Annotated in this window: 13 protein-coding genes; 5 read left to right on the forward strand and 8 right to left on the reverse strand. The window is 57.1% G+C overall.

Annotated features, from left to right (window positions below; genetic code table 11):
* The first annotated feature begins 209 nt into the window (after positions 1 to 209).
* Together wecB and EJ997_RS03170 are read left to right on the forward strand one after the other, a co-directional pair.
* Positions 210 to 1370 carry a non-hydrolyzing UDP-N-acetylglucosamine 2-epimerase gene (wecB, locus tag EJ997_RS03165; protein ID WP_126703296.1) on the forward strand — a complete coding sequence of 387 codons (1161 nt, stop codon included), beginning with the start codon at positions 210 to 212 and terminating at the stop codon, positions 1368 to 1370.
* Between the two features lie 258 nt (positions 1371 to 1628).
* Complete coding sequence (locus EJ997_RS03170; RefSeq protein WP_126703297.1) at positions 1629 to 3716, forward strand: acyltransferase family protein; 2088 nt, start codon at positions 1629 to 1631, stop codon at positions 3714 to 3716.
* Between the two features lie 127 nt (positions 3717 to 3843).
* Here EJ997_RS03170 and EJ997_RS03175 read toward each other — a convergent pair whose 3' ends face one another.
* From EJ997_RS03175 to EJ997_RS03195, 6 genes are all read right to left on the reverse strand, one after another.
* Complete coding sequence (locus tag EJ997_RS03175; protein ID WP_126703298.1) at positions 3844 to 4914, reverse strand: glycosyltransferase family 4 protein; 1071 nt, start codon at positions 4912 to 4914, stop codon at positions 3844 to 3846.
* On the reverse strand, positions 4911 to 5375 hold the full coding sequence (locus EJ997_RS03180) for a hypothetical protein (protein ID WP_126703299.1): 465 nt from the start codon (positions 5373 to 5375) through the stop codon (positions 4911 to 4913). The genes EJ997_RS03175 and EJ997_RS03180 overlap by 4 nt, the downstream gene beginning before the upstream one ends.
* A gap of 26 nt (positions 5376 to 5401) precedes the next feature.
* Positions 5402 to 5563, reverse strand: a complete 162-nt coding sequence (locus EJ997_RS12845; RefSeq protein WP_164719754.1) for a hypothetical protein — start codon at positions 5561 to 5563, stop codon at positions 5402 to 5404.
* Entirely contained in the window at positions 5560 to 7512 is a 1953-nt protein-coding gene (locus EJ997_RS03185) for a glycosyltransferase family 2 protein (protein ID WP_164719756.1), read from the reverse strand. The genes EJ997_RS12845 and EJ997_RS03185 overlap by 4 nt, the downstream gene beginning before the upstream one ends.
* Positions 7509 to 8012, reverse strand: a complete 504-nt coding sequence (locus tag EJ997_RS03190; protein WP_126703301.1) for a hypothetical protein — start codon at positions 8010 to 8012, stop codon at positions 7509 to 7511. The genes EJ997_RS03185 and EJ997_RS03190 overlap by 4 nt, the downstream gene beginning before the upstream one ends.
* 104 nt (positions 8013 to 8116) lie before the next feature.
* On the reverse strand, positions 8117 to 10807 hold the full coding sequence (locus EJ997_RS03195) for a glycosyltransferase (protein ID WP_164719757.1): 2691 nt from the start codon (positions 10805 to 10807) through the stop codon (positions 8117 to 8119).
* Positions 10808 to 12024: 1217 nt separating this feature from the next.
* On the opposite strand from EJ997_RS03195, the gene wecC (EJ997_RS03200) reads away from it, so the two are divergent.
* The 3 genes from wecC (EJ997_RS03200) to EJ997_RS03210 are packed head-to-tail and all read left to right on the forward strand — an operon-like array spanning position 12025 to position 16964.
* A complete protein-coding gene (gene wecC / locus EJ997_RS03200; RefSeq protein WP_126703303.1) occupies positions 12025 to 13278 on the forward strand; it encodes a UDP-N-acetyl-D-mannosamine dehydrogenase in 1254 nt (417 codons plus the stop codon).
* Between the two features lie 36 nt (positions 13279 to 13314).
* Entirely contained in the window at positions 13315 to 15447 is a 2133-nt protein-coding gene (locus EJ997_RS03205) for a glycosyltransferase family protein (RefSeq protein WP_126703304.1), read from the forward strand.
* Positions 15448 to 15455: 8 nt separating this feature from the next.
* A complete protein-coding gene (locus EJ997_RS03210; protein WP_126703305.1) occupies positions 15456 to 16964 on the forward strand; it encodes a hypothetical protein in 1509 nt (502 codons plus the stop codon).
* Positions 16965 to 17129: 165 nt separating this feature from the next.
* Here EJ997_RS03210 and wecC (EJ997_RS03215) read toward each other — a convergent pair whose 3' ends face one another.
* Together wecC (EJ997_RS03215) and EJ997_RS03220 are read right to left on the reverse strand one after the other, a co-directional pair.
* Positions 17130 to 18395 carry a UDP-N-acetyl-D-mannosamine dehydrogenase gene (gene wecC / locus EJ997_RS03215; RefSeq protein ID WP_126703306.1) on the reverse strand — a complete coding sequence of 422 codons (1266 nt, stop codon included), beginning with the start codon at positions 18393 to 18395 and terminating at the stop codon, positions 17130 to 17132.
* A gap of 21 nt (positions 18396 to 18416) precedes the next feature.
* Complete coding sequence (locus EJ997_RS03220; RefSeq protein ID WP_126703307.1) at positions 18417 to 20324, reverse strand: glycosyltransferase family protein; 1908 nt, start codon at positions 20322 to 20324, stop codon at positions 18417 to 18419.
* Positions 20325 to 20810: the final 486 nt, after the last annotated feature.

Consider the following 20810-nt stretch of genomic DNA (forward strand, 5'->3'; position numbering starts at 1 on the left):
AACTTTACTGCTCTGCACTGGGAAACTGCTTGGTGCGCAGGTCAACATCACCATGTATCCGAACACGTTTGCCACGGGAACGCGGCTGAGACCACAGGTTGTGGGGAACGAAGCGTGCTCGCGCGTACCTGCCGGTGAGTAGCGTAGGATCGGCGGAAGAAAGCAATCATTCTTTACCGATTGCGTGAGATGTTGAAAGGCTTGTTTGGATGAGCAAGAAGAAGATCATGGTCGTTATGGGCACGCGGCCGGAAGCGATCAAGATGGCTCCCGTCATTCTCGCGATGAAGGACTCGGACGTTCTTGATCCAATCGTTGTCTCCACCGGGCAGCACCGCGAAATGCTGGATCAAGTCAACGAGGTCTTCGGCATTACTCCCGACATGGACCTCGATATTTTCGAGCCGGGCCAGTCGCTCAACGTCATGCTGTCAAAGATCATCACCGGTATCGACACTGCGATCACCGACATCGATCCGGACGCTCTCATGGTCCAGGGCGACACCACCTCGGTGTCCGGCGCGGCCATGGCAGCCTTCTACCGCTCCATCCCCGTCATCCACCTCGAGGCAGGCCTGCGCTCTGGCGACCTGTTCGATCCCTTCCCCGAAGAAGGCAACCGCCTTATCACCGGCCAGATCTCCTCGCTGCACCTGGCACCGACCGATCAAGCCAAGCAGAACCTGGTCCGCGAGCAATTCAACCCGGACAACATTGTCGTCACCGGCAACACCGTCATCGATGCACTGCTCCATGCCACGAAGGAACCCAAGCCCTTCACCGATCCGCGCGTTGCGGAACTTGCCCAGTCCGGCAGGGACATCCTGCTCGTGACTGCGCACCGCCGCGAGAACCTTGGTGAGAACATGGAATCAATCGGCAAGGCCATTGCCGAACTCGCCACCAAGTACCCCGACAAGGCAGTGCTGTTCCCGATCCACCGCAACCCAAAGGTCCGCGAGGCCGTTCTGCCCCAGATCGAGCACCTCAACAACGTGGTGTGGACCGAGCCACTTCCGTACGGCGAGTTCTGCCATGCCCTGAAGGTCTCCCACATCATCCTCACTGACTCCGGCGGCGTCCAAGAAGAAGCCCCCTCGCTCGGCAAGCCCGTCCTTGTCATGCGCAAGACCACGGAACGTCCCGAGGCAATCGAGGCCGGCAACGCCCGCCTCGTCGGTGCACACACCGACGCCATCGTCGATGCCGTCACCGAACTGGCCCAATCCCAGGATGCCTACGAGACCATGTCCCAGGCAATCAACCCGTACGGCGACGGCAAGTCCTCCGACCGCGTGGTCGCAGCCATTGCCGCTCTACTCGGCGTGGGGGAGAGACTCCCCGAATTCGAGTACACCACAGGTCACTGATATTGAGTTGAGAAGGCCGCCGGAGACTTACGATCCGGCGGCTTTCACTGAGTAGCCGGACATGGGTTCTAGCCGATCGCATGTCTTCTCAGGAGTAAAGCACGTCAAGGAGGAGCGGTCACCCATACCGATGTAAGTTGCTTCTTGTGCTCGTCCCCTGTCTTCTCAGACACGTTTACGGGAGCGGCTTCGGCGCGATCGCGGAGCTTTGGTTAAACTCGATGAGTCCGCCAACGTAGAAATCGAGTTTTCTTTTCCATGACCCAACGTGTTGAGGATTCTAACCAGCGACTGATGAGGGGATTGCCCGAACGGCGATACCTTCCTGAACTGCACGGTGTACGCGGTGTTGCCCTGCTGGGCGTCGTTCTCTTCCACCTTTTTGGCTCGGGAAAGATCTCTGGTGGCATCGATATCTTCCTTGCGATATCGGGCTTCCTCTTCACCGGAATGCTGCTACGCGAATCCGCAGCCAAGGGCGGTCCTGTTGATCTGTTCAAATATTTTGGACGGCTGTTCCGAAGAATCGTTGCACCGGCAGCAACCGTTGCTCTCGCAACGCTTGCGCTAGCGCTCGTTATCCTGCCCGTCACGCAACACCGACAGCTGTGGACCGAGGCGCGAGCCTCGATTCTCTACTTTGAGAATATTGAGCTCATCAACTCGCAGCTGACCTATGACGCTGCTGGACCTGACACGTCTCCCTTCCAACACTTCTGGTCCCTATCCGTGCAAGGGCAGTTCTATCTGGTATGGCCGTTCGTTGCCATACTTTCGGTCCTCATTGCCCGCCTGATCAAGCGGTCCGCGGCTGGCGTCATGGCGACGCTTGCGGGGCTCATCGTTGTTGTTTCCCTGGGTTATGCCATCTACGTTGGGAGCTACAACCAGGACGAGGCGTACCTCATGACGCAAACCCGCGCCTGGCAGCTCGCCTTTGGTGCCCTTATTGCGCTGGCGGGATCAAAGATCAGGCTTCCCAGGAAACTCCGGGGAGTGGGCGGTTGGCTGGGCTTTGCCCTCATTGTTAGCTGCGGATTCCTGTTGGACGGCAGGGCTCTCTTCCCGGGACCCTGGGCATTCTGGCCGATCCTCGGGCTTACCCTCGTCCTTATCTCGGCGGGCCCAGAAGGCGGCAACAAGGATCCGAAATGGTCAGCCACGTACTTCCTTACCAACAAGGTTTTTGCCTGGATTGGTGATCGTGCCTACGGCCTCTACCTGTGGCACTGGCCGCTCCTGATTTTCTACATGGAGATTGCGGACAAACAGGCAATTAACGTCATTGATGGTCTCGGCATCCTCGCCGTTTCCTTCGTGATCGCTTCGATCATGTACAAGCTCCTCGAGCAACCGCTGTCCCGAGCGACTAAAAAGGCGAATGCGCCCGGTGGCGGACGCAGGAACAAGTACACCGTTGTTGCCGGCGTCGTCACGATTGGTCTCGTTGGTGTGGGTACGACAGCGTTTGCTCCGACACCGCCCGAGCTCAAGGTTGCGTATGAGGGGTTGGACGCGGACAAGTACCCGGGTGCTGCGCAAGCTTTCCAGGATGAACCGCCTGCCGAGGAAGAAATCTTCCCGGAAGTCGAATACGCACAAGACTATATGCCAGAGTACGTTGCACGCGGCTGTCGCCAGGAAGGGAATAACGTGCCCGGCACCGATGAGGTTCTTATCTGCGAGGACGAGGATCCGCCTGCAAATCCAACGGCCACGATTGTCCTCGCTGGCGGTTCCCATGCCGGTCACTTCGAGGCGGCGTTCAAGGCTCTGGGTGACAAATACGACTGGGAAGTCATTGTGGCAATCAAATCAGGCTGTGTCTTTGGCCTTGAAGAAAACCCGGATCACTGGATGTGTGGTCAGTGGAATGAAAACTTTATTGAATGGCTCGACACCCAAGACGTCGACCTCGTTGTCACACCCGGTAGCAGGCTCTGGCAGCCCGAGAACGTTCTGGCTGACGCCCCCTACTGGTGGGAGCAGATCACCGATACGGGTGCGGATCTTCTCCTCACACGCGGAACCCCGCGAGGCATGGAGAACGTCCCCGATTGCCTTGCGTCGGGTGGCACTGCGCAAGAGTGCGGCCTCCCCAAGGCAAACATTGCCGAGGTTAACCCGCTTTTGGAAATGGACCTGCCGGAGGGCACGCACTTACTGGATCTAACCGAGTACGTGTGCCCGGCCATTGACGATGATTCAAAGGCTAACTGCGATGCTGTTGTTGGCAATCTTCTCGTCTGGTACGACACGGACCATTTCACAGTCCCGTTCTCGCAGTCGTTGGCACCAGCGATCGAAGAAGAGCTAAGCGACACCCTTCCAACCCTCTTCAGATAGGTAAGACCCTCCGATTGACGTGGGAAGTGCCCTGTCTGAGGTGTTGTCACATGCAACAGGGACCCAGATCCGCAACGACACATCGAAGCCCTGCAGGAGCCGGCCGTCGAAAGGTTACCGCCTGGGATCAGACAATGCGTGCGAGTAGGTTCTCGAAGCTCTCGATCATGGATTCAGCCGTGTAGCACTGGCGGACCCATTCTCGTCCCTTGGCTGCTAGTTGCGCGTACGACCCTGGATTTAGGAGAAGACTCAGGTCGGCGGTGGGCTCAAAACCTTGCGGCGTGAAATAGTCGCCAAAGTTCGAGTCGGCGATCGCGTCGACGTGTGATGAGGCGAAGAGGCCAACGTACTCACGTGCTCCTACACCGATGACGGGCGTTCCAACGGCAAGGCTGTGAAGAGCAGTTCGGCCCGCGGTTAGTGACACGGTCGAATGCTCGAGCTCAGCGAGCATGTCCGGAAGACTCAGCCAGCCCGATAGTCGGTAGGTAAAGCCGCTATTTCGTTCACTCAGTTCACGCAGGCGTGAATTGAAATATCCGCGTCCACTACCGTCCCCCATGATCGTTGCGTGAACGCGCTCAACACCCTGATCAGAAAGCAGTGTCACGAGATTGTCGAGCGCTTCTAGCTGCTTAAGCTTATCGATATCGAGGCGTGACGCCATGGCGATCCGTAAGACGCCTTCTTCCATCTTGTCCTCGAAGCTAACACCCGGGCGTGCTAGCTCGGACTCCGGGACGCCGTTAGGGATAACGGCGACTTGTTCGAGCGGGACGCCACCGATTTGATGGACCATCTTTGCCAGCAACCCTGTGACTGCGACCAGGGCACCGGCTTCGTCCTTCCAGGACTGCACGTAGTCAGAATAGACCCCGTGGAATGTGGCAACGAAGGGAATTCCGGTCTTCTGATACAGGTATTGGCTGACTTCACGTGACCTCATGGGAGAGGAGACGATGACGTCCCAACCGCTCTCCTGAACCCAACCAAGGCATTCGGACAGATCGCTCTCGGCAAGATCGGAACGGAGCCCCCGGGCACCAGCTTCCTTTGCTTCGTCGATGAGCCGCTGAGTGGGTGCAATCACCCCGACGGTATACCCCTTGCTGGCAAGGCCCTGGATCAGGGTGAGAGCCCACTCCTGCACACCACCCCAGGAGGACACGGTGTGCACGATAACCAGGATTCTCACTGCCCGTACCCCGCAGTCAGCTTGAGCTGCTTCAGGGTGCTTTCGATCCGTTCGTCGAAGTCAATGACTGGTACATCGTCCCGGAGATTCAGGTGCGTCGCTTGCAGGGCGGGGGCGAAGCAACTGGCGATGGCGATTGACCCGAGTGCTTCCGAGCCTTCACCGTGCAGTCTCCTCGCCTCCATAACAGCATTCGTCGTCACCGCGATATCGAAAAGGGTGGCCAGAGTTCCATTGAACTGGTCGAGCGGCAGGACCTGGAGAACGGAATCGTTGGTTTCCCGCCGCTCCATGCTCAAACTACGCGTTGTGACTTCAAGCGAACGATGGGTTTCGGGCAGGGGCTCTTGCGTGGGGGAGAAAACAGCTGACTCCTCATTCTCCGCCACTGTGAAAGGCTGGCCCCAAATCTGTTCGGCAACGCCGCTAGTATCCTCACTGATTACAAGGTTCGTGCTCACGGGATTGTCGAGCCTCGGACCGAACATCATGAGGCTTGACCAGAAGAGGCGATCCGGGTCGAGGAGCGCGATTCTCGGGGACGGGAAAGCAGGACCTCGCCAACGGGTAGTGCTCGACCGTCCTGCTCGGTCAGCAGTTTCATCGAAAGATTGCCGTGGGTCGCTACTGCACATTCAATCCTGGTCATTCGATCTCAGCTCCGATCATCGCCATCAACTCTGTTACCGAAACGTCCTTTGACGCCAAGATACTGGGGGAAGCGATAGCTAGCCTGTCGGCTGTTGCCGTAGCTTCCCGAGCGCTACCAACTGGGACAAGTGCAGTCCATGCCTCGGTTCCGTCAAAGGTGCGAAGGTAAAGACTTGCACAACCAACGTCCGTGAAATCCGGACGAGTCGGTACATCGCCGACAAGAACCGTCGCCATTCCCATTGTCCTTTGAAGGTCCCGTAGTCGAAGCGAAACCCACTGCCGGGCCACATGCTCGAGGTCGTCAGCGGTTGACGCTTGGACTGGTTCAACGGAGTACCCGTTGAAAGCGAGATCGGCCAATGCGTCATCTGAGGGCCGCATGAGCCATGCTCGTTCGCGGACCACTTTGCCGCGATAGTCCGCTTCCGATCCGAGAATGATTTCTTGGTCGTACGTCGTGAGAATTCCGAGCTTTGAAGCGAGCGGACCGGTCACCATGATCGCCTGGGACTGCTCCTGTCCGGGAAGATACTGGGTGAAGTTCTTCTCGAGATTCGCACGCTCAGCGACCTGCGCCCACGGATGTCGCTCCTTAACACGGTGAACAGCAGTGCGCTCCGCGTCCGTGGTCGTCCCCGTGATCGCAAATTGCCGGGTTAGCAGTGCGCCGAGCTTCTGGTTCTTTACATCGACGGCGCTAACCTGCTCGGGGTGGATCCTCCGGAGGACAACGGCCTTGCCTACGTGCTTCCAGCGGACTCCGAGGAGCGCCGTGCGGGTAGCGAGGTTGTGGTCGACTGCGCTCGTCAGCCTTGTGTCGTACCGGAGCTGACGAATGATCCACGTCGGGATCAGCCAGGTGGGGTGCCCGGTTGCCTGGCTCGTTACCGAAAGCACATCAAGATTGAAGTCTTCCTTCGTCACGTGCATGATCATGTCGCCCGTGACGTTATCGAAATTCACCCACGCTCCGTAGCTAGCAATCGCGTTGTCGTGCAGCGCTTTGAGGCCAAGCTCAAGCCGGTTGGGAAGCATGAGGTCATCGGAGTCGTGCACGGCCGTAAAGTATCCGCGAGCTTGGTCCGCACCGAAGTTGCGTGCCGCGGCAATGCCGCCGTGCTCCCGCCAGAAGTATCTCACTCGCGGATCGCCGATAGATTCAACTATCTGCTGAGAGTCATCGCTACCACCGTCGTCGACGATAAGAATCTCGAAATCCTGGAATGTTTGCAGTCGAACGGAGTTGATCGCTTCTTTCAGGTAGGCCGAACGATTGCGGGTGGAGATAACAACCGAAACCAGGGGAGGAGCTCCTTGGGGCTTCTGGTTCCAGTGGGGGAGATGGGCGATGAGATCGACCCGTTCGGAAGGCATGTGGTCGGAATCGTCGTGACGGTCTTTCTCATGCTCGATGGGTTCCGCAGCGGGTCCAATGAGTGTGCAGGCAGTGCGACCAAGGTTGGCTTCCCAGCCAAGCAACTGGCAACGTAACGCAAACTCAGCCAGTGCCCTATCGAAGTTCTTGATAGCGGGATTGAAGCCTTGCACTACGCAGTACGCCTCTACTCGCAGAGCAAATGCCGTTGCCGTCTTTTCTTCATGCTCGGAGGCAGAAACATTGTCCGTCGTCTGAAAACTGCCGCCGAGAAGTGCGGACCTGGGACCCAGGCTGTTGCCGACAGTGAGGGATGTAGGCCAAGGGCCTTCGCAGACAGCAACCCATTCGCTTGTCACGTACTGCATTGCGAGCGAGAACCGGTCGGTTCTTGGGGTGGTGGGATCCACGAGAATCCAGCTGACCTCTGGTACAAATCGCTCGGAGTCGGTCTTCTGATCAGTTCTGGCGATAAGAAAAATGTCACCAATGCTGGGGAGGGATAGGTTCTCGGGTAAAGAAGCATCCCGGACTTGGGAAATATCGAGGAGCAGGCTCATTGAGGTCATGCCAGGTCCAGCCATCCTGCTACTTGCCGTCCGCTTTCTGTTGATGCGTGCCAGGGAATCCGGCTCGGTACGTCGTTCTCACGTGCGGTCTTTTGCCAGTCGACAATGCTGATCTCGACTGTTCTGACCGGCTTTGAAAATGTCAGGGGCTCAAGAACATGTGAGGCATCGTTATCGAGCCCGAGCACGTACTGGTAGTGGTTCTCGACGATTCCTGAATATGGCCACGACACGACCGTGGGTGTTTGGCCGAATGCATCCTTCGCGTCCGGCACCGTGAGGATCCAGGTTTTTTCCGGCGGCCGCCATGTGCTTGGCAAGATCAGGTAGATCTCATTCGCTTCGATTGGAAGCTTGATTGTTCCCGTGCGCTCGTGTCGCTTTGGAGGGGTCTTCTCTTCGACCGGAGGGGGCGTGGAAGTAAGTCCGACTGCGCGCAGAATCTTCCGCCACGACTGACGAGCCATACGGCGGCCCCCTTCCTCTTTGTTTATGGTCATACTCAAGATTCAACGGTTTGCTCACGTTTTCCGCCGTGAACTCTCACCATCGTGATCGTAAGTCACATTACTGGTTAGGCCCTGTGATCGGGAGCGTGAAACCCCTACAACTTCTTGCGACGTTCCCAATCTTCGATATCGGTAACCAGTCGCCGGGCTCGTGCGTCAAAGGTGTGATTGTCGATTACCTTCTGTGATGCCTCGCGGCGTCGAGCTTCTGCTTGTCCATAATCCTGCGTGATCGACTCTTCGACGAATCGGCGGATGTCGTCCGGTGTGCGATAGACGAGGACTTCCTCGCCAAACACCTTATCGAGATCCTTGACGTCGTCGGAGATCACTCGACAGCCGCTCGCCACGGCATCGAAGATCCGATTCTGGATAAAACCTTCCCGAGCCATGAGATCCCAGTGATCTGCTAGCACGAAGCGAGCATCCCGATAAACATCGGCAAGCCGGTCATTTTCAATGTAGGGGCCGCCAATCATCTCGGAGGGAACTACACCCTCCCAGCCGGGGCCATAAACCTTAAGGCGTACGCCTGATTCCACGGCATCGACCACCGACTTTCGATTGCGCTTAGCAAAATTACCGCCGACAAAAACCAGATCATTCGTGTGTGATGCTGGTGAATCTGCGTAAAAGAAACGGGTTGCGTCAGTAGCCTGTAGCAACGGACGGACGTCAATTCCGTATTCTTTGGTTGCCCACTCGGCCCAGGCGTGGGAGGCGGCGTAGACGAGGTCGAAGCCCGCGAGCTCATCGGCCGTCACTTTGTCGGGATGGCTAATGATCCACAGAACATTGGTTGCCCCCGGAATCGGGACGGTGCGGTGCAGTCCGCGGACAACGAGCGAGACATCATCGAGCACTCCGCTTGCGGAAGCGTGCGCCCCGTGCCGCAGCGTGACGACTTCCTGGTCGAGTTGTCTCAGGCTTGCCGCAAACGAGTTGATGAAATGTGTATCTCCCCATTCGTCGCCGCGCGCGCCTGGATCAGCTGGGTTCTTGATCGACCAGCGTCTGGGGGATCCGGCCTTACGTCCAAGCGTGACAGCTGCGGTGGGAGCTTCCGGCTTGAGGAGGCTACTATCAGGACCGACCCGAACGGCTTCAAACGTCGAAGTCGAGAAGAGGTCAAGATCAGTAGCGGGAAGCTCGTTTCGCCACGCTTCCATGAACACTCGCCCGTCAAGGACCAGTTGCTGATCGCTACTGTTTTGATTTCCTTTCAGGTGCGCCATGGCAACGCTCGGGACTGTACGGAAACCACCCGGTCTCAGCTTCGCGGCTCGCAGAGTAAGATCTATGTCGTGCATAGCGCTCACGTATGAGGCATCAAAGCCATGAAGAGCACGGAAGTCAACCGCCCTCATGAGAAGCCCCGTGGCGGATGCTGCGGCGAAAGTATGGTCGGTACTGTAGCGAGCATCCTCCACTGGGTGCCCCTCGAGGAACTGCAGGGGGAGGGTGCCCGGTGCAACCCAAACAGCACCGGCGGAGTGAATCGTGTCGTTCCGTTTTAGGATGACGGGATTCACGCCTGCAATGCTGTCATCGCGAAGCTTGTTAACAAGGTCAGCGATCGTTCCGCTTCTCATGCGCGTCTTATGATCGACGAAAAGCAAGAACTCCCCGGACGACTCGAAGTAGCCGTAGTTATTTCCTATGGAGTTGTAGAAATTCCGGGCAAGCCGGACGAGCCGTATGTTGTCGCGGCAGGAGAAGTACTGGATATAACGGCGGGCGTGCCGCTCAGTCGATCCACCATCAACAACGATTACTTCTATATCGTCATACCCACAGTTATCAAGGATCGATTCAACGGCATCGATTGTGCTTTGACTGTTTTCATAGGCAGGCAGAATGACAGATACTCGGCCGGGAACCCGCTCCTTTGCCTCGTCTCGCTCCCAGTCAAAGATGTTCTTCGCGAGGACAACTCCCTGCCATCTGCTGGACTCCTTGACCGTAATTCGGTCCGGCTGAATCATCGAATGATCGTAGTTGCAACCAATGAATGGGAAGAGAACCGGTGTCGATCTGGTCATGAGCCTCATGACCAGATCGAAATCCACCCAGCGCTTGATTGTCTCGTCGAATCCGCCTGCTCTTCGAATAAGGTCGGCACTGATGACCATGACATTCATGTCGATGTGGTTGCGGATGAGAAGATCCTCAATTCCGCCTTCGTAAGCCATGTATTGAACATCATCCGGGGTGTTTCCAACAAGCCGGTTACCGGAGTAGGCCCAGACGATATTTTGGGACAGCATCCCGCGGATCATGAGCTCGAGGTAGTCCGGTGTCCAGGTATTGTCCGAATCGAGAAAGGCGATGTAGTCACCGGTTGCCGTAGCCAGTCCGGTATTGCGGGCAGCTGAAACTCCCGAGCCGGTGTTCGTTAAGACGGTGATGCGAGTGTCGATGTTCGCAAGCTCTGCGAGGACCTCCGGGGTTTCATCCGTTGAGAGATCATCGACGATGAGCAATTCCCAGTTGTCGTAAGACTGCTCCCGTATCGATGCCACAGCATCCCGTACGAGGACGGGACGGTTCTTGACCGGCATGACAACCGAGACGCGTGGCCGCAACGTCTCTGGGGAGCTGAGAATGGTTTCCTTCCACGCGGCTTCGCCCGCGTGATCCCAGGTTCTGGTGAGCCGGGGGCGATTGACACGCTGCTCATCGAACAGGGCCTGGAATTGGTTCGTGACGGTATCCGCATACGATTGGGCGGTTACGCCGTGCAGTGGGGAATCAGCCGGGACTGGAAGGAGCGTCGAGGAGTCCATCCGATCCAGGAACTGCCGCAGGGGGGAGACTGGGCTTTCGGGGTCACTCGACACGAAGCTGGGGAAAAAGGCTGGGCCGAGACTATTCGACTTCTGTGAACCAAGGCAATCAAGAACGGGAAGTATCTGCCCACGCCGGATTTGATCCTGGATTTCTTGCGGGAACGTGTGGAAGTCAATAAATGGATTTGGTGGCGTCAGCTTTTGAAGGTAGTACGTGAGGTAATGTGCGGCCGCCAAATGAGCGGAGTCAAAGCTCTTTCCGCTCAGCCGTTCATAGAAGGTTTGCGAAAAGATGCGGGACTCAACAAGTGCCTTTGCTTGGGGATGATCCTTCCATGTGGGTGAGGGTTGCCTCGTGACTCCTGTCCCACTGTCTGTATCGAGCTGGCGTCGGATCCGATTGACCTGACTGATGAGCCTCCTAGCCCACTGGCGGGAAAGAATGAGGAGAATAACCGAAGAGCAGAGGGTAACCGCTACCACAACTGGAACCACGACCCGCGGTTTCCAGACACCTAAGGCAGCGACGAGCCCGATAACTACCAGTGAAGCCACCGCCCCCAGCATCGTGACTGACCGTCGGTTTCTGCGCGCTCGGGAGCTCACACATCGCCCTTTCATCATCCGACATACTTCCAGGCTCAACTGTATCTTGAACTCGCCGATTCCATGATTAAGTAGCCCCCATGTTCACGCCCCAAAGATTTCACGGTCACATGTTGGCAGGTGGCTCAGTTGGCTCCCCTCGGGGCACGGCCTAACCGCATAAACCAAGAGACCGAGAAGTAACTCCGGTGACGACACAGGCTTCCTCGGAAGCTCCTTCGCTTTGCGCACGTGCCCATTCATCGCCCGGAAATGGAGTTGTGCACAGGTAGCCCATACCTTGATTTATGTACTCTCTTTGAAGGTTCCCGAGAGGACCGGTTACTCGGTGTTACGATTTACGTGTTACAAAAAGGTTAACTAACGAGCCTTGGGTGGCGGAAGCGTGCCCTCCCTTGGCAAAGCAAAGGCGATATTTTGACAGCTGATTTCCTGTTTCAGGAGATAGGTACGACTGGCAGGTGCTCCGGAATAGTACACACTGACTTTGCCCAGCTGTCGACGAGCGATTGTGGCAACCCGGTTCGCGCAGCGGACTGTACATTTGCCTGGACTGCTACCATGATTCGCTTGATCGCTTCTCCTCCTCGTCAACGAAAGGCCTCGCAATGATGGCAACATCCACATTTCAGAGCGTCTGTGTCATCGGCCTGGGATATATCGGCCTCCCGACCGCAGCGTTTGTGGCTTCCAAGGGCATCAACGTTATCGGCGTCGACGTCAATGAAAAGTTCGTCAACCGGATTAATGCTGGGGAGGTCCCGTTCTTTGAGCCGGACTTTGCGGAAACACTCGTTGATGTCGTTGGTAGGGGCCTGCTGACGGCGACGACCGAGACCCCGGCCGCAGACGCCTACATCGTGGCGGTGCCGACCCCTTTCAATGACAAGCACGAGCTTGACCCGTCGTACATCAAGTCCGCTGCGGAAGGCATCGCCGACAAACTGTCCGGTGGTGAACTCGTCGTTCTGGAGTCGACCTCCCCGCCCGGAACGACGGAAAAGCTTGCCGATTACCTGATCTCCCTGCGTCCCGACCTCACGCTAGAGGATGGTCAGCCGAACTCGCTTTACTTTGCGCACTGCCCAGAGCGCGTCCTGCCGGGACGCATCATGGTCGAGCTCGCGTCGAATGATCGAATGATCGGTGGTCTCACGCCGCACGGAACCGAGATGGCGAGGGAGCTTTACGCAACGTTCTGCACGGGTGAGCTCCTCCTAACGGATGCGAAGACGGCGGAGATGGCGAAACTGACGGAGAACTCCTTTAGGGACGTCAACATTGCGTTCGCGAACGAGCTCTCTGTCATTTGCGACAAGCTCGGAATTGATGTCTGGGAGCTCATCGAGCTCGCCAACCACCACCCACGGGTGAACATCCTCCAGCCCGGCCCCGGAGTGGGGGGACACTGCATCGCGGTCGACCCCTGGTTTATCGTGGCTGCGGCTCCCGAAGAGGCAAAGATCATTAAGGCTGCCCGCAACATCAACGACGCGAAGCCCGGCTACGTCATCGACAAGGTGCTTGCCAAGGCGTACCGCATCAAGAACCCGACTATCGCTGCGCTTGGCATCGCCTTCAAGCCCGACATCGATGACCTGCGCGAGTCGCCGTCGCTGGCAATCGTCGAGCGGCTGGCCGGTGAACTTGAAGAAGGCGATATTCGTGTTGTTGAACCTCATGTCTCCGAACTACCGTCGCGCCTTGCGCAGTCCTCGAACGTACGGTTGCAGGGCACCCTCGAGGCCATCAACGAGGCCGACATCGTTCTGGTCTTGGTTGACCACACAAAGTTCAAGTCGATTGATCGTGCGTTGTTGGAAGAGAAGATCGTTATTGACACCAAGGGCCTGTGGCGCTGAGCCGACCGCGCTGAACTTACCTAAGAAAGGCATGTCGTGAACAACATCGTCCGCACGCTCAAGTCAAAGCGAGGACTGCTCTACACGGGGCTGGTTGGCCTTGCGACCCTGATCGCTATCATCGTTGTCGCTATTGCTGACCACGCAGAGCTGATCGCGGCAACGCTTCTGATCGGCCTTATTGGCTGGTTGATCCTCATTGCCCTCGAGCTTGTCCGCATGTGCGTGGAGACGGTTCGCAAGGACATGCGACAAACCAAGCAGCAGGTCGGCAAGATTGATTACCGCGTTGGCAACATAGCCCAGGATACGCGCAACACCGCGGGCTCGGTCGGTAAGGCCGTTCCCATGATCCGTACCGTCCACGAGGCTGCCGTGCACATGTATGCATCCGGCTTCGACGGTGAGGACGTGGGGGATTCCGGTGCCGGAATGTCGGCGCGCCCGTTCCTTGACACAAATATGATCCCCGAAAGCACCATGCCGGATGTTGCTCCGAAGCGCACGACGAAGGCCATGGTCATCGCCGATGAATTTACCCTCGCCGCATTTGCTCCCGAGTGGATTCAGTTGACTCCGACCCCGGACACCTGGAAGCAGATCATTGACGACGAGAACCCGGATCTCTTCTTCATTGAGAGCGCCTGGGAAGGTAACGACGGATCGTGGCGCTACCACCTCGTGGGAACCTCTGCTCCTCGACCCGCGGTCGTCGACGCTATTGCTTACGCAAAGTCGAAGAACATTCCTGTCGTGTTCTGGAACAAGGAAGATCCGCCGCACTTCGAGGACTTCCTCGATGTCGCAAGACTTGCCGACTATGTATTTACGACCGATGGGGATCTGGTGCCCGAGTACACGAAGCGTTTGGGCCACAACCGCATTGGACTGCTGCCCTTTGCCGCGCAACCGCTCATTCACAATCCCGTGAAGGTGAGCCGTTTTGGCAGGGCACGAAACATTGCTTTCGGTGGCATGTATTTCCGGGACAAGTATCCCGAACGTCGGGCACAGATGGACTACCTTCTTCCTGCCGCGCACGACTTCGGGCTGGAAATCTTCTCCCGTCAGCTTGGCAAGGATCCCGCCTACCAGTTCCCGGCTCCCTATGACTCGGCCGTTGTTGGCTCTCTTGCCTACCCGCAGATGATCACGGCTTATAAGCTGTACAAGGCTGTTCTAAACGTCAACTCGGTCGTGACCTCGTCAACGATGTGTGCCAGGCGAATCTTTGAGGCCACCGCGTGCGGTACGGCAGTGGTTACACCCCCGAGCCCAGCAATCGACCACTTCTTTGGCGATGCTCTGTCCGTCGTATCCGATCAGGACGAGGCGACCAGGGCGATTCGCCTTCTCACGCGCTCGTCGGAGTACCGCGACCGCAAGGTCCACGAGGCGCAGCGAATCGTGTGGGAGAAGAACACCTACTCCCACCGTGTCGATACGATCCTCGAAACAATCGGACAAGACGTTCAGGATGTTAGGGGCACCGTCTCCGTCTTCATCTCGACAAATGTGCCCGGTTCCGCCGCATATATCTCCGAGAACCTGCTCCGACAGGTCCGTCAGCCAGAGGAAGTTGTCATTGTCAGCCACGGTTTCGACTTCGATGAGAGCGAATTCGATGCTGTTCGCGAAGCAGGCATTATCGTCAAGCTGATCTTTGCGGCTCCGGAGAGTTCGCTCGGCCAGAATCTCAACCTTGCGATCGAGAACACGACCGGGGATGTGCTTGTGCGCATGGATGACGATGACTGGTACGGCAAGAACTATGTCCGGGACCAGCTGCATGCCCTCGACTTTTCGGGAGCAACCCTTGTCGGTAAGGCTGCGAGCTACATTTATTTCGAGTCAACGGACTCCACCGTCCTCACCTATCCGCAAAAGGAAAACAAGATCGACGATTTTGTTCGCGGCGCGACTTTCGTAGCCAAGCGGGAGGTCTTCCTCAAGTACCCGTTTAGTGATCAGAGCCTAGGGGAGGACTCGGCTCTCCTCCAGCAGATCCGCGCTGATGGTGGGAAGATCTATAGCACCGACCGGTTCAACTTCATTGTGAATCGTTGGGAGGACAAGGGACGCCACACCTGGTCCGTTGCCGATGAAGAGCTGTTCTCCACCGGGATGCTCCAGTACATGGGGAACGCTCAAGACCAGCTGGAGGTCTAGTAGCTACCATGACAAGCCCTTCAGATAATACGCTCCAGCAGGCATGGGACCGCTACCACGCTCGTCACAAGCGGTCTGCCACGGTTGCCGACAAGTACAGGTACGAGAACATCTTCGCCAAAGGATATATTGTCGCGAACGGTGTTATCGGAGACTACGTACCCGCGAACTGGACCCGACTCGAATTGCAGCGAGGTTACAACCTGGCGGTAGCTCCCGACCTGGGATACTCGTACCTCTCAGAACCGAACTGTGCCACTCTCATTCTCGGTCATGCCTTCCACAAGAATTCAGGAACGATGACGACAGTTGACACTGCCAGGGTGCTCCACGAAAGGTTCCTGGAGGCACGCTCGTTCGATTCGTTCGAGAAGATAATTCTTGAAATGAGTGGACGATTCGTCGCTATTGCGATTCTTGGTCGTGAGTTACGCGTCTACACGGATCCGATGGCAAGCCGAACATGCTTCTGGGGGCAAACCGGGCGTTGGAAAAGGACAACCTACTTAGCGTCACATTCGGCGCTGATTGCTCATGCGACCGGTAGCACCGAGGTGACTGAAAACCGCTGGATCATGAGGCATCCAGATTACTCAAATCCCGGTGGTAAGACGCTCCCGGCACTCATTGCACCGCACGATTGCACCACAGAAGTGATCGCGAATTGTTATTTGAGTATTCAAGGCTCGAAGGTCACCCACGTACGGTATTTCCCAAAGCACGAACTAGAATCCTTGAGTCTCGACGAGGCGACCGATGTTTTCATGGACGAGATGCGGTTCAACATGGAAGCATGGCTTGGCGTCGCCGATCATTCTTATCTGGCTCTCACTGCGGGGCAGGACTCGCGTGCAATTCTCTCAGCCAGTTTGGATCTTCTGAATCACAAGAGCGAAGACGTCACCCTGATGACGTACCATTTCTTTAAGAAGGGCGCCGCAACCACAGCGACCGACCTTTTGAAAGCGAACCAGATGGCGTTGGATGCTGGGCTCAGGTTCAAGGTGATTGATATTGATGGAGTGGCGAAGGAAGTCGGCCCACTCTACAACGCGACCTTCCCAGCGTGGGCACGATTCCCGACGCTCACTTCCTCTTTCTATGAGCAATTGCAGGCAGACTCCGCGTTGTTTATTGGTGTCGGCGGTGAAATTGGAACCGTGTTCTTCACGGGTCGAGAACAGTCGACAATCACACCCGAGTGGCTCGCGAAAAAGTACGCATATTCGAAGGTCTCAGAAGACCCGGAGCTCATCAAGAAGTTTCAGGACTACATCGAGTACACACAGTTCACGGATGACCGGCTCCACGGATACGATCTGCACGACTTGTTCTACTGGGAGCACCGACTGACGAAGTGGGCGGGAGCTTCCTACGCAGAATACGATCTTGCGGCAATCGTTGCACTACCGTTCAACTCGCGTCGGCTCATCCTCGCCATGCTGTCTCTACCGTATGAGCAACGAGTGGGCCGGGCTATCTATGCCGAAATTGTCAAGCGGTCCGGCATAAAATAGGCAACCCACGAGTCACGTGCCGCGATTAAGATTCGGCTCTCTCATAGTTAGAGTGTTCTTCAGAGTTGACATGGCGGCGAGAAATCAGTGGAGGGTGGTTCCAAACCAATCGGTTCGAATCACCCTCCGCGTCTGAGAGCTGTTTGCTCAATGAGAACTATATATTTAGCGCCACAGGCCCCTTGTGTCGATGATGACCTTGTCGCCCAGCTTTGCTCGGTCGAACTGCTTGAACGGCTTATGGTCGACAAGGACAAGAACAATGTCTGCGTCGGCAATTGCCGTTTCGAGGTCCTGGAGCTGAAGGCTGTCGAGATCTTTAAGCTTGGGCGGGAGCTCCTTGATGTGAGGCTCGACAACGCGGATGTCGCCATCTTCGAGAATCGTTGCGAGCTCACGGACGATCTCGAGCGAAGGGGATTCGCGCAGGTCGTCGATATCCGGCTTAAAGGCAATGCCGAGGGCTGCAATCGTCGGGTTCTTGATCCGAGCGGCCTTTGCTAGCACCTTGTCGATGACGTGCTCGGGCTTGCTGTCGTTCACGTTACGGGCCGCCTGAATAAGCTTCGACTCTTCCGGTGCTGCCGAGACAATAAACCAGGGATCGACCGCGATGCAGTGTCCACCGACTCCGGGGCCGGGTTGGAGGATGTTGACCCGTGGGTGGTGGTTGGCGAGCTCGATGAGCTCCCAGACGTCGATGCCGAGCTTGTCGCAGATAACGGAGAGCTCATTGGCAAAGGCGATGTTAACGTCGCGGAATGAGTTCTCGGTTAGCTTTGCCATTTCGGCCGTTGTTGCGTCGGTAAGCAGGAGCTCACCCGTGCAGAACGTGGCATAGAGAGCTCGTGCCAACTCGGTGCCGCGAGGGGTGAGGCCGCCGATGACCCGGTCATTTGCTTCCATCTCAACCATGATCCGGCCGGGCAGAACACGCTCGGGGCAGTGGGCGAAATAGACGCTGTTGGGCTTGCCGTCCTCGAGCGTCAGGTCCGGCCTCATCTCGATCAGGTGCTCCGCCATCTTCTTCGTCGTTCCGGGCGGGGAGGTGGACTCGAGAACAATGAGTTCGCCACCCGTGAGGTGGGGCGTGATCGACTCTGCTGCCGACTCGATGTAGGTGGGGTCGAGCTCGTGGTTGTCGTTGAACGGGGTGGGTACCGCAACGATGTAGGCATCGGCGTGGGGCACCTCGGAGGAAGCCTTGAGTGAGCCCTCGCTGACGACGCGAGAAAGGGTCTCCTCGAAGTCGGGCTCGAAGAACGGAACCTCGCCGGCATTGATCCGGTCAACGTAGCTCTGGTTGGTGTCCATGCCGGTGACTGCAATGCCCTTGGAGGCGATGAAAGCAGCGGTGGGAAGCCCGATGTATCCCAGCCCGATCACGCAGAGGCTCTGGAAAGAGTCCGTGGGGGAGAAGGTTTCAGTCATTTCTACCTTTCAGTTGCCGGGTTAGGCAACGACGAAGTCTGGGTTGTAGCCGGTCCCGATATACTCGCTGTTGGCGAGGAACTCGAGATCGTGGCTCTGCCACGTGTGCTGCGTGTTCCCGCGCACTTGAAGGAAGTTGAACCGGTCGGTCGAGTAGGTCTTGCCGCCCTGGTCCGCAACAAGGCGGAGGAAGGCACTGTCTTCGCCGTGGGTGCGGCTTTCGAACGGCGCGGTCCTGAACGTCTCGGTGGGGCCGAGAAGGGTAGGGCCCGCCACGAAGGTGGTCCATCGGTGCTCGCGTTCCGGGAACCGAAGAAGTGTAGCGCCCATGCTTCCCAGGTACAGATAGCAGGCCTGCTTACCAACCAGATCCGCGCCTGAATACCAGAGCGCATTGATCTGGTCACGCAAATACTGGGGTGCATAAATGTCGTCATCGTCGACCTTGGCCGCAAAGTCTCCATCGGCTACCTCGACCAGCTTGTTGAGGCAGTCGCCGAGCTTCCACGATTCATCTCCGCGGAACACCGTGACATTCTCCAATCCAAGTTCCTTTGCCTTGGACTTGAAGGCCCCAATGTCGGTGTCGAATCCGTGTGTGCACAGGGCCAACTGAACATTAACATCCCGCTGCTGAGATACCTGGGACAGGATGTGATCGAGTTGCTGGGGCCTGTTGGTGGAGACCATGGCCGTAATGGACGGCTTATTTAGAATGCTGTTCTCGACAGGCAGGCTGGCGGCACGGAACACCTGCTCGGCGCGATGCGTGTAGGTGTGGTTCTGCCAGATCCGGCGCTGGGCTTTGTGAACCATTCGGTCGCGGAACTGGGGTGAACGCAAGAGTGCCCTGATCGTCCATTCTGCTTCCTCGGTATTGTCGACGAGCGGGACCTCGTCGTGCGGGAAGAACTCCTGTAGCGCAACGGAGGGGGTCGAAACAACGGGTGTTCCCGAGGCTGCGATCTCGAAGACTCGGCGTGCGCACATGCTCGGACTATCAACAACCGAGTTCACGTTGAGGAACACCTTGTTGGTGCGGTAGGCCGTCAGCATCTTGTCGTAGGGGAGTGAACCCACCACGTGCTTATCGAGCGGTGCGGGGAACTGGTAGTTTTCGTCTGCACCTGCGAACCGCGAATAGATCGTAAAGTCGTATCCGCGTTTGCTGACCTTCGAGGCGGCGCCGAGAAGCAGATCCATCTGTTCGCGGCGCTCCGGGTACTTGTGCGCAAAATACATGCCGCCAAATGCGATGTCACCGATCTGGTGCAGCTCGGGGCTCCGAACCGGATTGTGAATCGAGGGCTGAGCGGCGAAGCTCAAGGAGTCAACGCGGTCGTGTCCGAGCTCCCGCTTGTAGTCTTCAATCTTGTTCGAGTCCGAGGTGAAGACAACGTCGAAGAGCTTGGCGGTGTCGAGAAAATCATTAAAGTGGGGCGGGTCTTCCTTGTTCCAGAAGACCGTGGGAATGTTCTTGTCCTTGCAGGTGCCAACGAGTTTCCGAAGCGGTTCGGTCGGTGCCTTCGAACCGGTGAGCTGGTACTGCCAGGCCCCACCGTTGCCGTTCCAGGCAGACTCGACAAAAAGGAGGTCGACGCCCCTATCGAGTTCGGCCTGCCAATTGTCTGGTGTCACTTGAACAGTGGTGAACTCGTGGCCCCAGGCTCGCAGGGAGAAGTCGTCCATGATGACGGCGACTCTCATGCCCTCAAAGGCGCGGGGGCGGTCAAGGTCTTGGTATTCGGGTATATCGAGCGGATCAAAAGCCGCACCCTTACGCCGTGCTCGTCCCGATCCGGGGCCCGCCAGAGAGTAGGGGCCGGAGAGCTTTTTCCGGCTCTGCCACTTCTTCAGCTGCTCCGGGCCACCGTTGCGCAGGTGCCAGAGTCCCGTGCGTACCTGCTTCGCAACAGACTTGAGATTCACCGATCAACTCTTATTCCCGCTGAGACTCGAGCCGGAGTTCTCACGGAGATGACCTGCCGGGCGGCGCTCAGCGAACGCTTATCAATAACACAGGCGAGTCTATCCCAGGTCGACACCTGATTGTTGTCGACAGACGGCTGTGATCTATGAGTTAACAGGGTTTCCACAGCCACGTTGCTACGACCGGGGCTAATACTTCTCACAGCGTATATGCGATCAGGAGTGAAATACCTTGGCCCTGTGTTGACGTGGTCTACAGGGCCAAGGATTGTCATCGTTCACCTTGGCAGGGTCAGCTCAGGTGGCCTCCGGACCCGCGCTTTAGGCCTGACATTAAGGTTCTACATGGTTGAGAAACTAAATGGATGATACTGAGGGTGTCTAGGTGTCCTATCGAATAATTTTGATGACTTGAAGGGCTAAAATGTAGTGGAGTTTATGTAGGTGATTAATAATCAACTCGGGTTGGTGCTCCTTCGAGAGACC

The sequence above is a fragment of the Flaviflexus ciconiae genome, assembly GCF_003971195.1.
Lineage (GTDB): Bacteria > Actinomycetota > Actinomycetes > Actinomycetales > Actinomycetaceae > Flaviflexus > Flaviflexus ciconiae.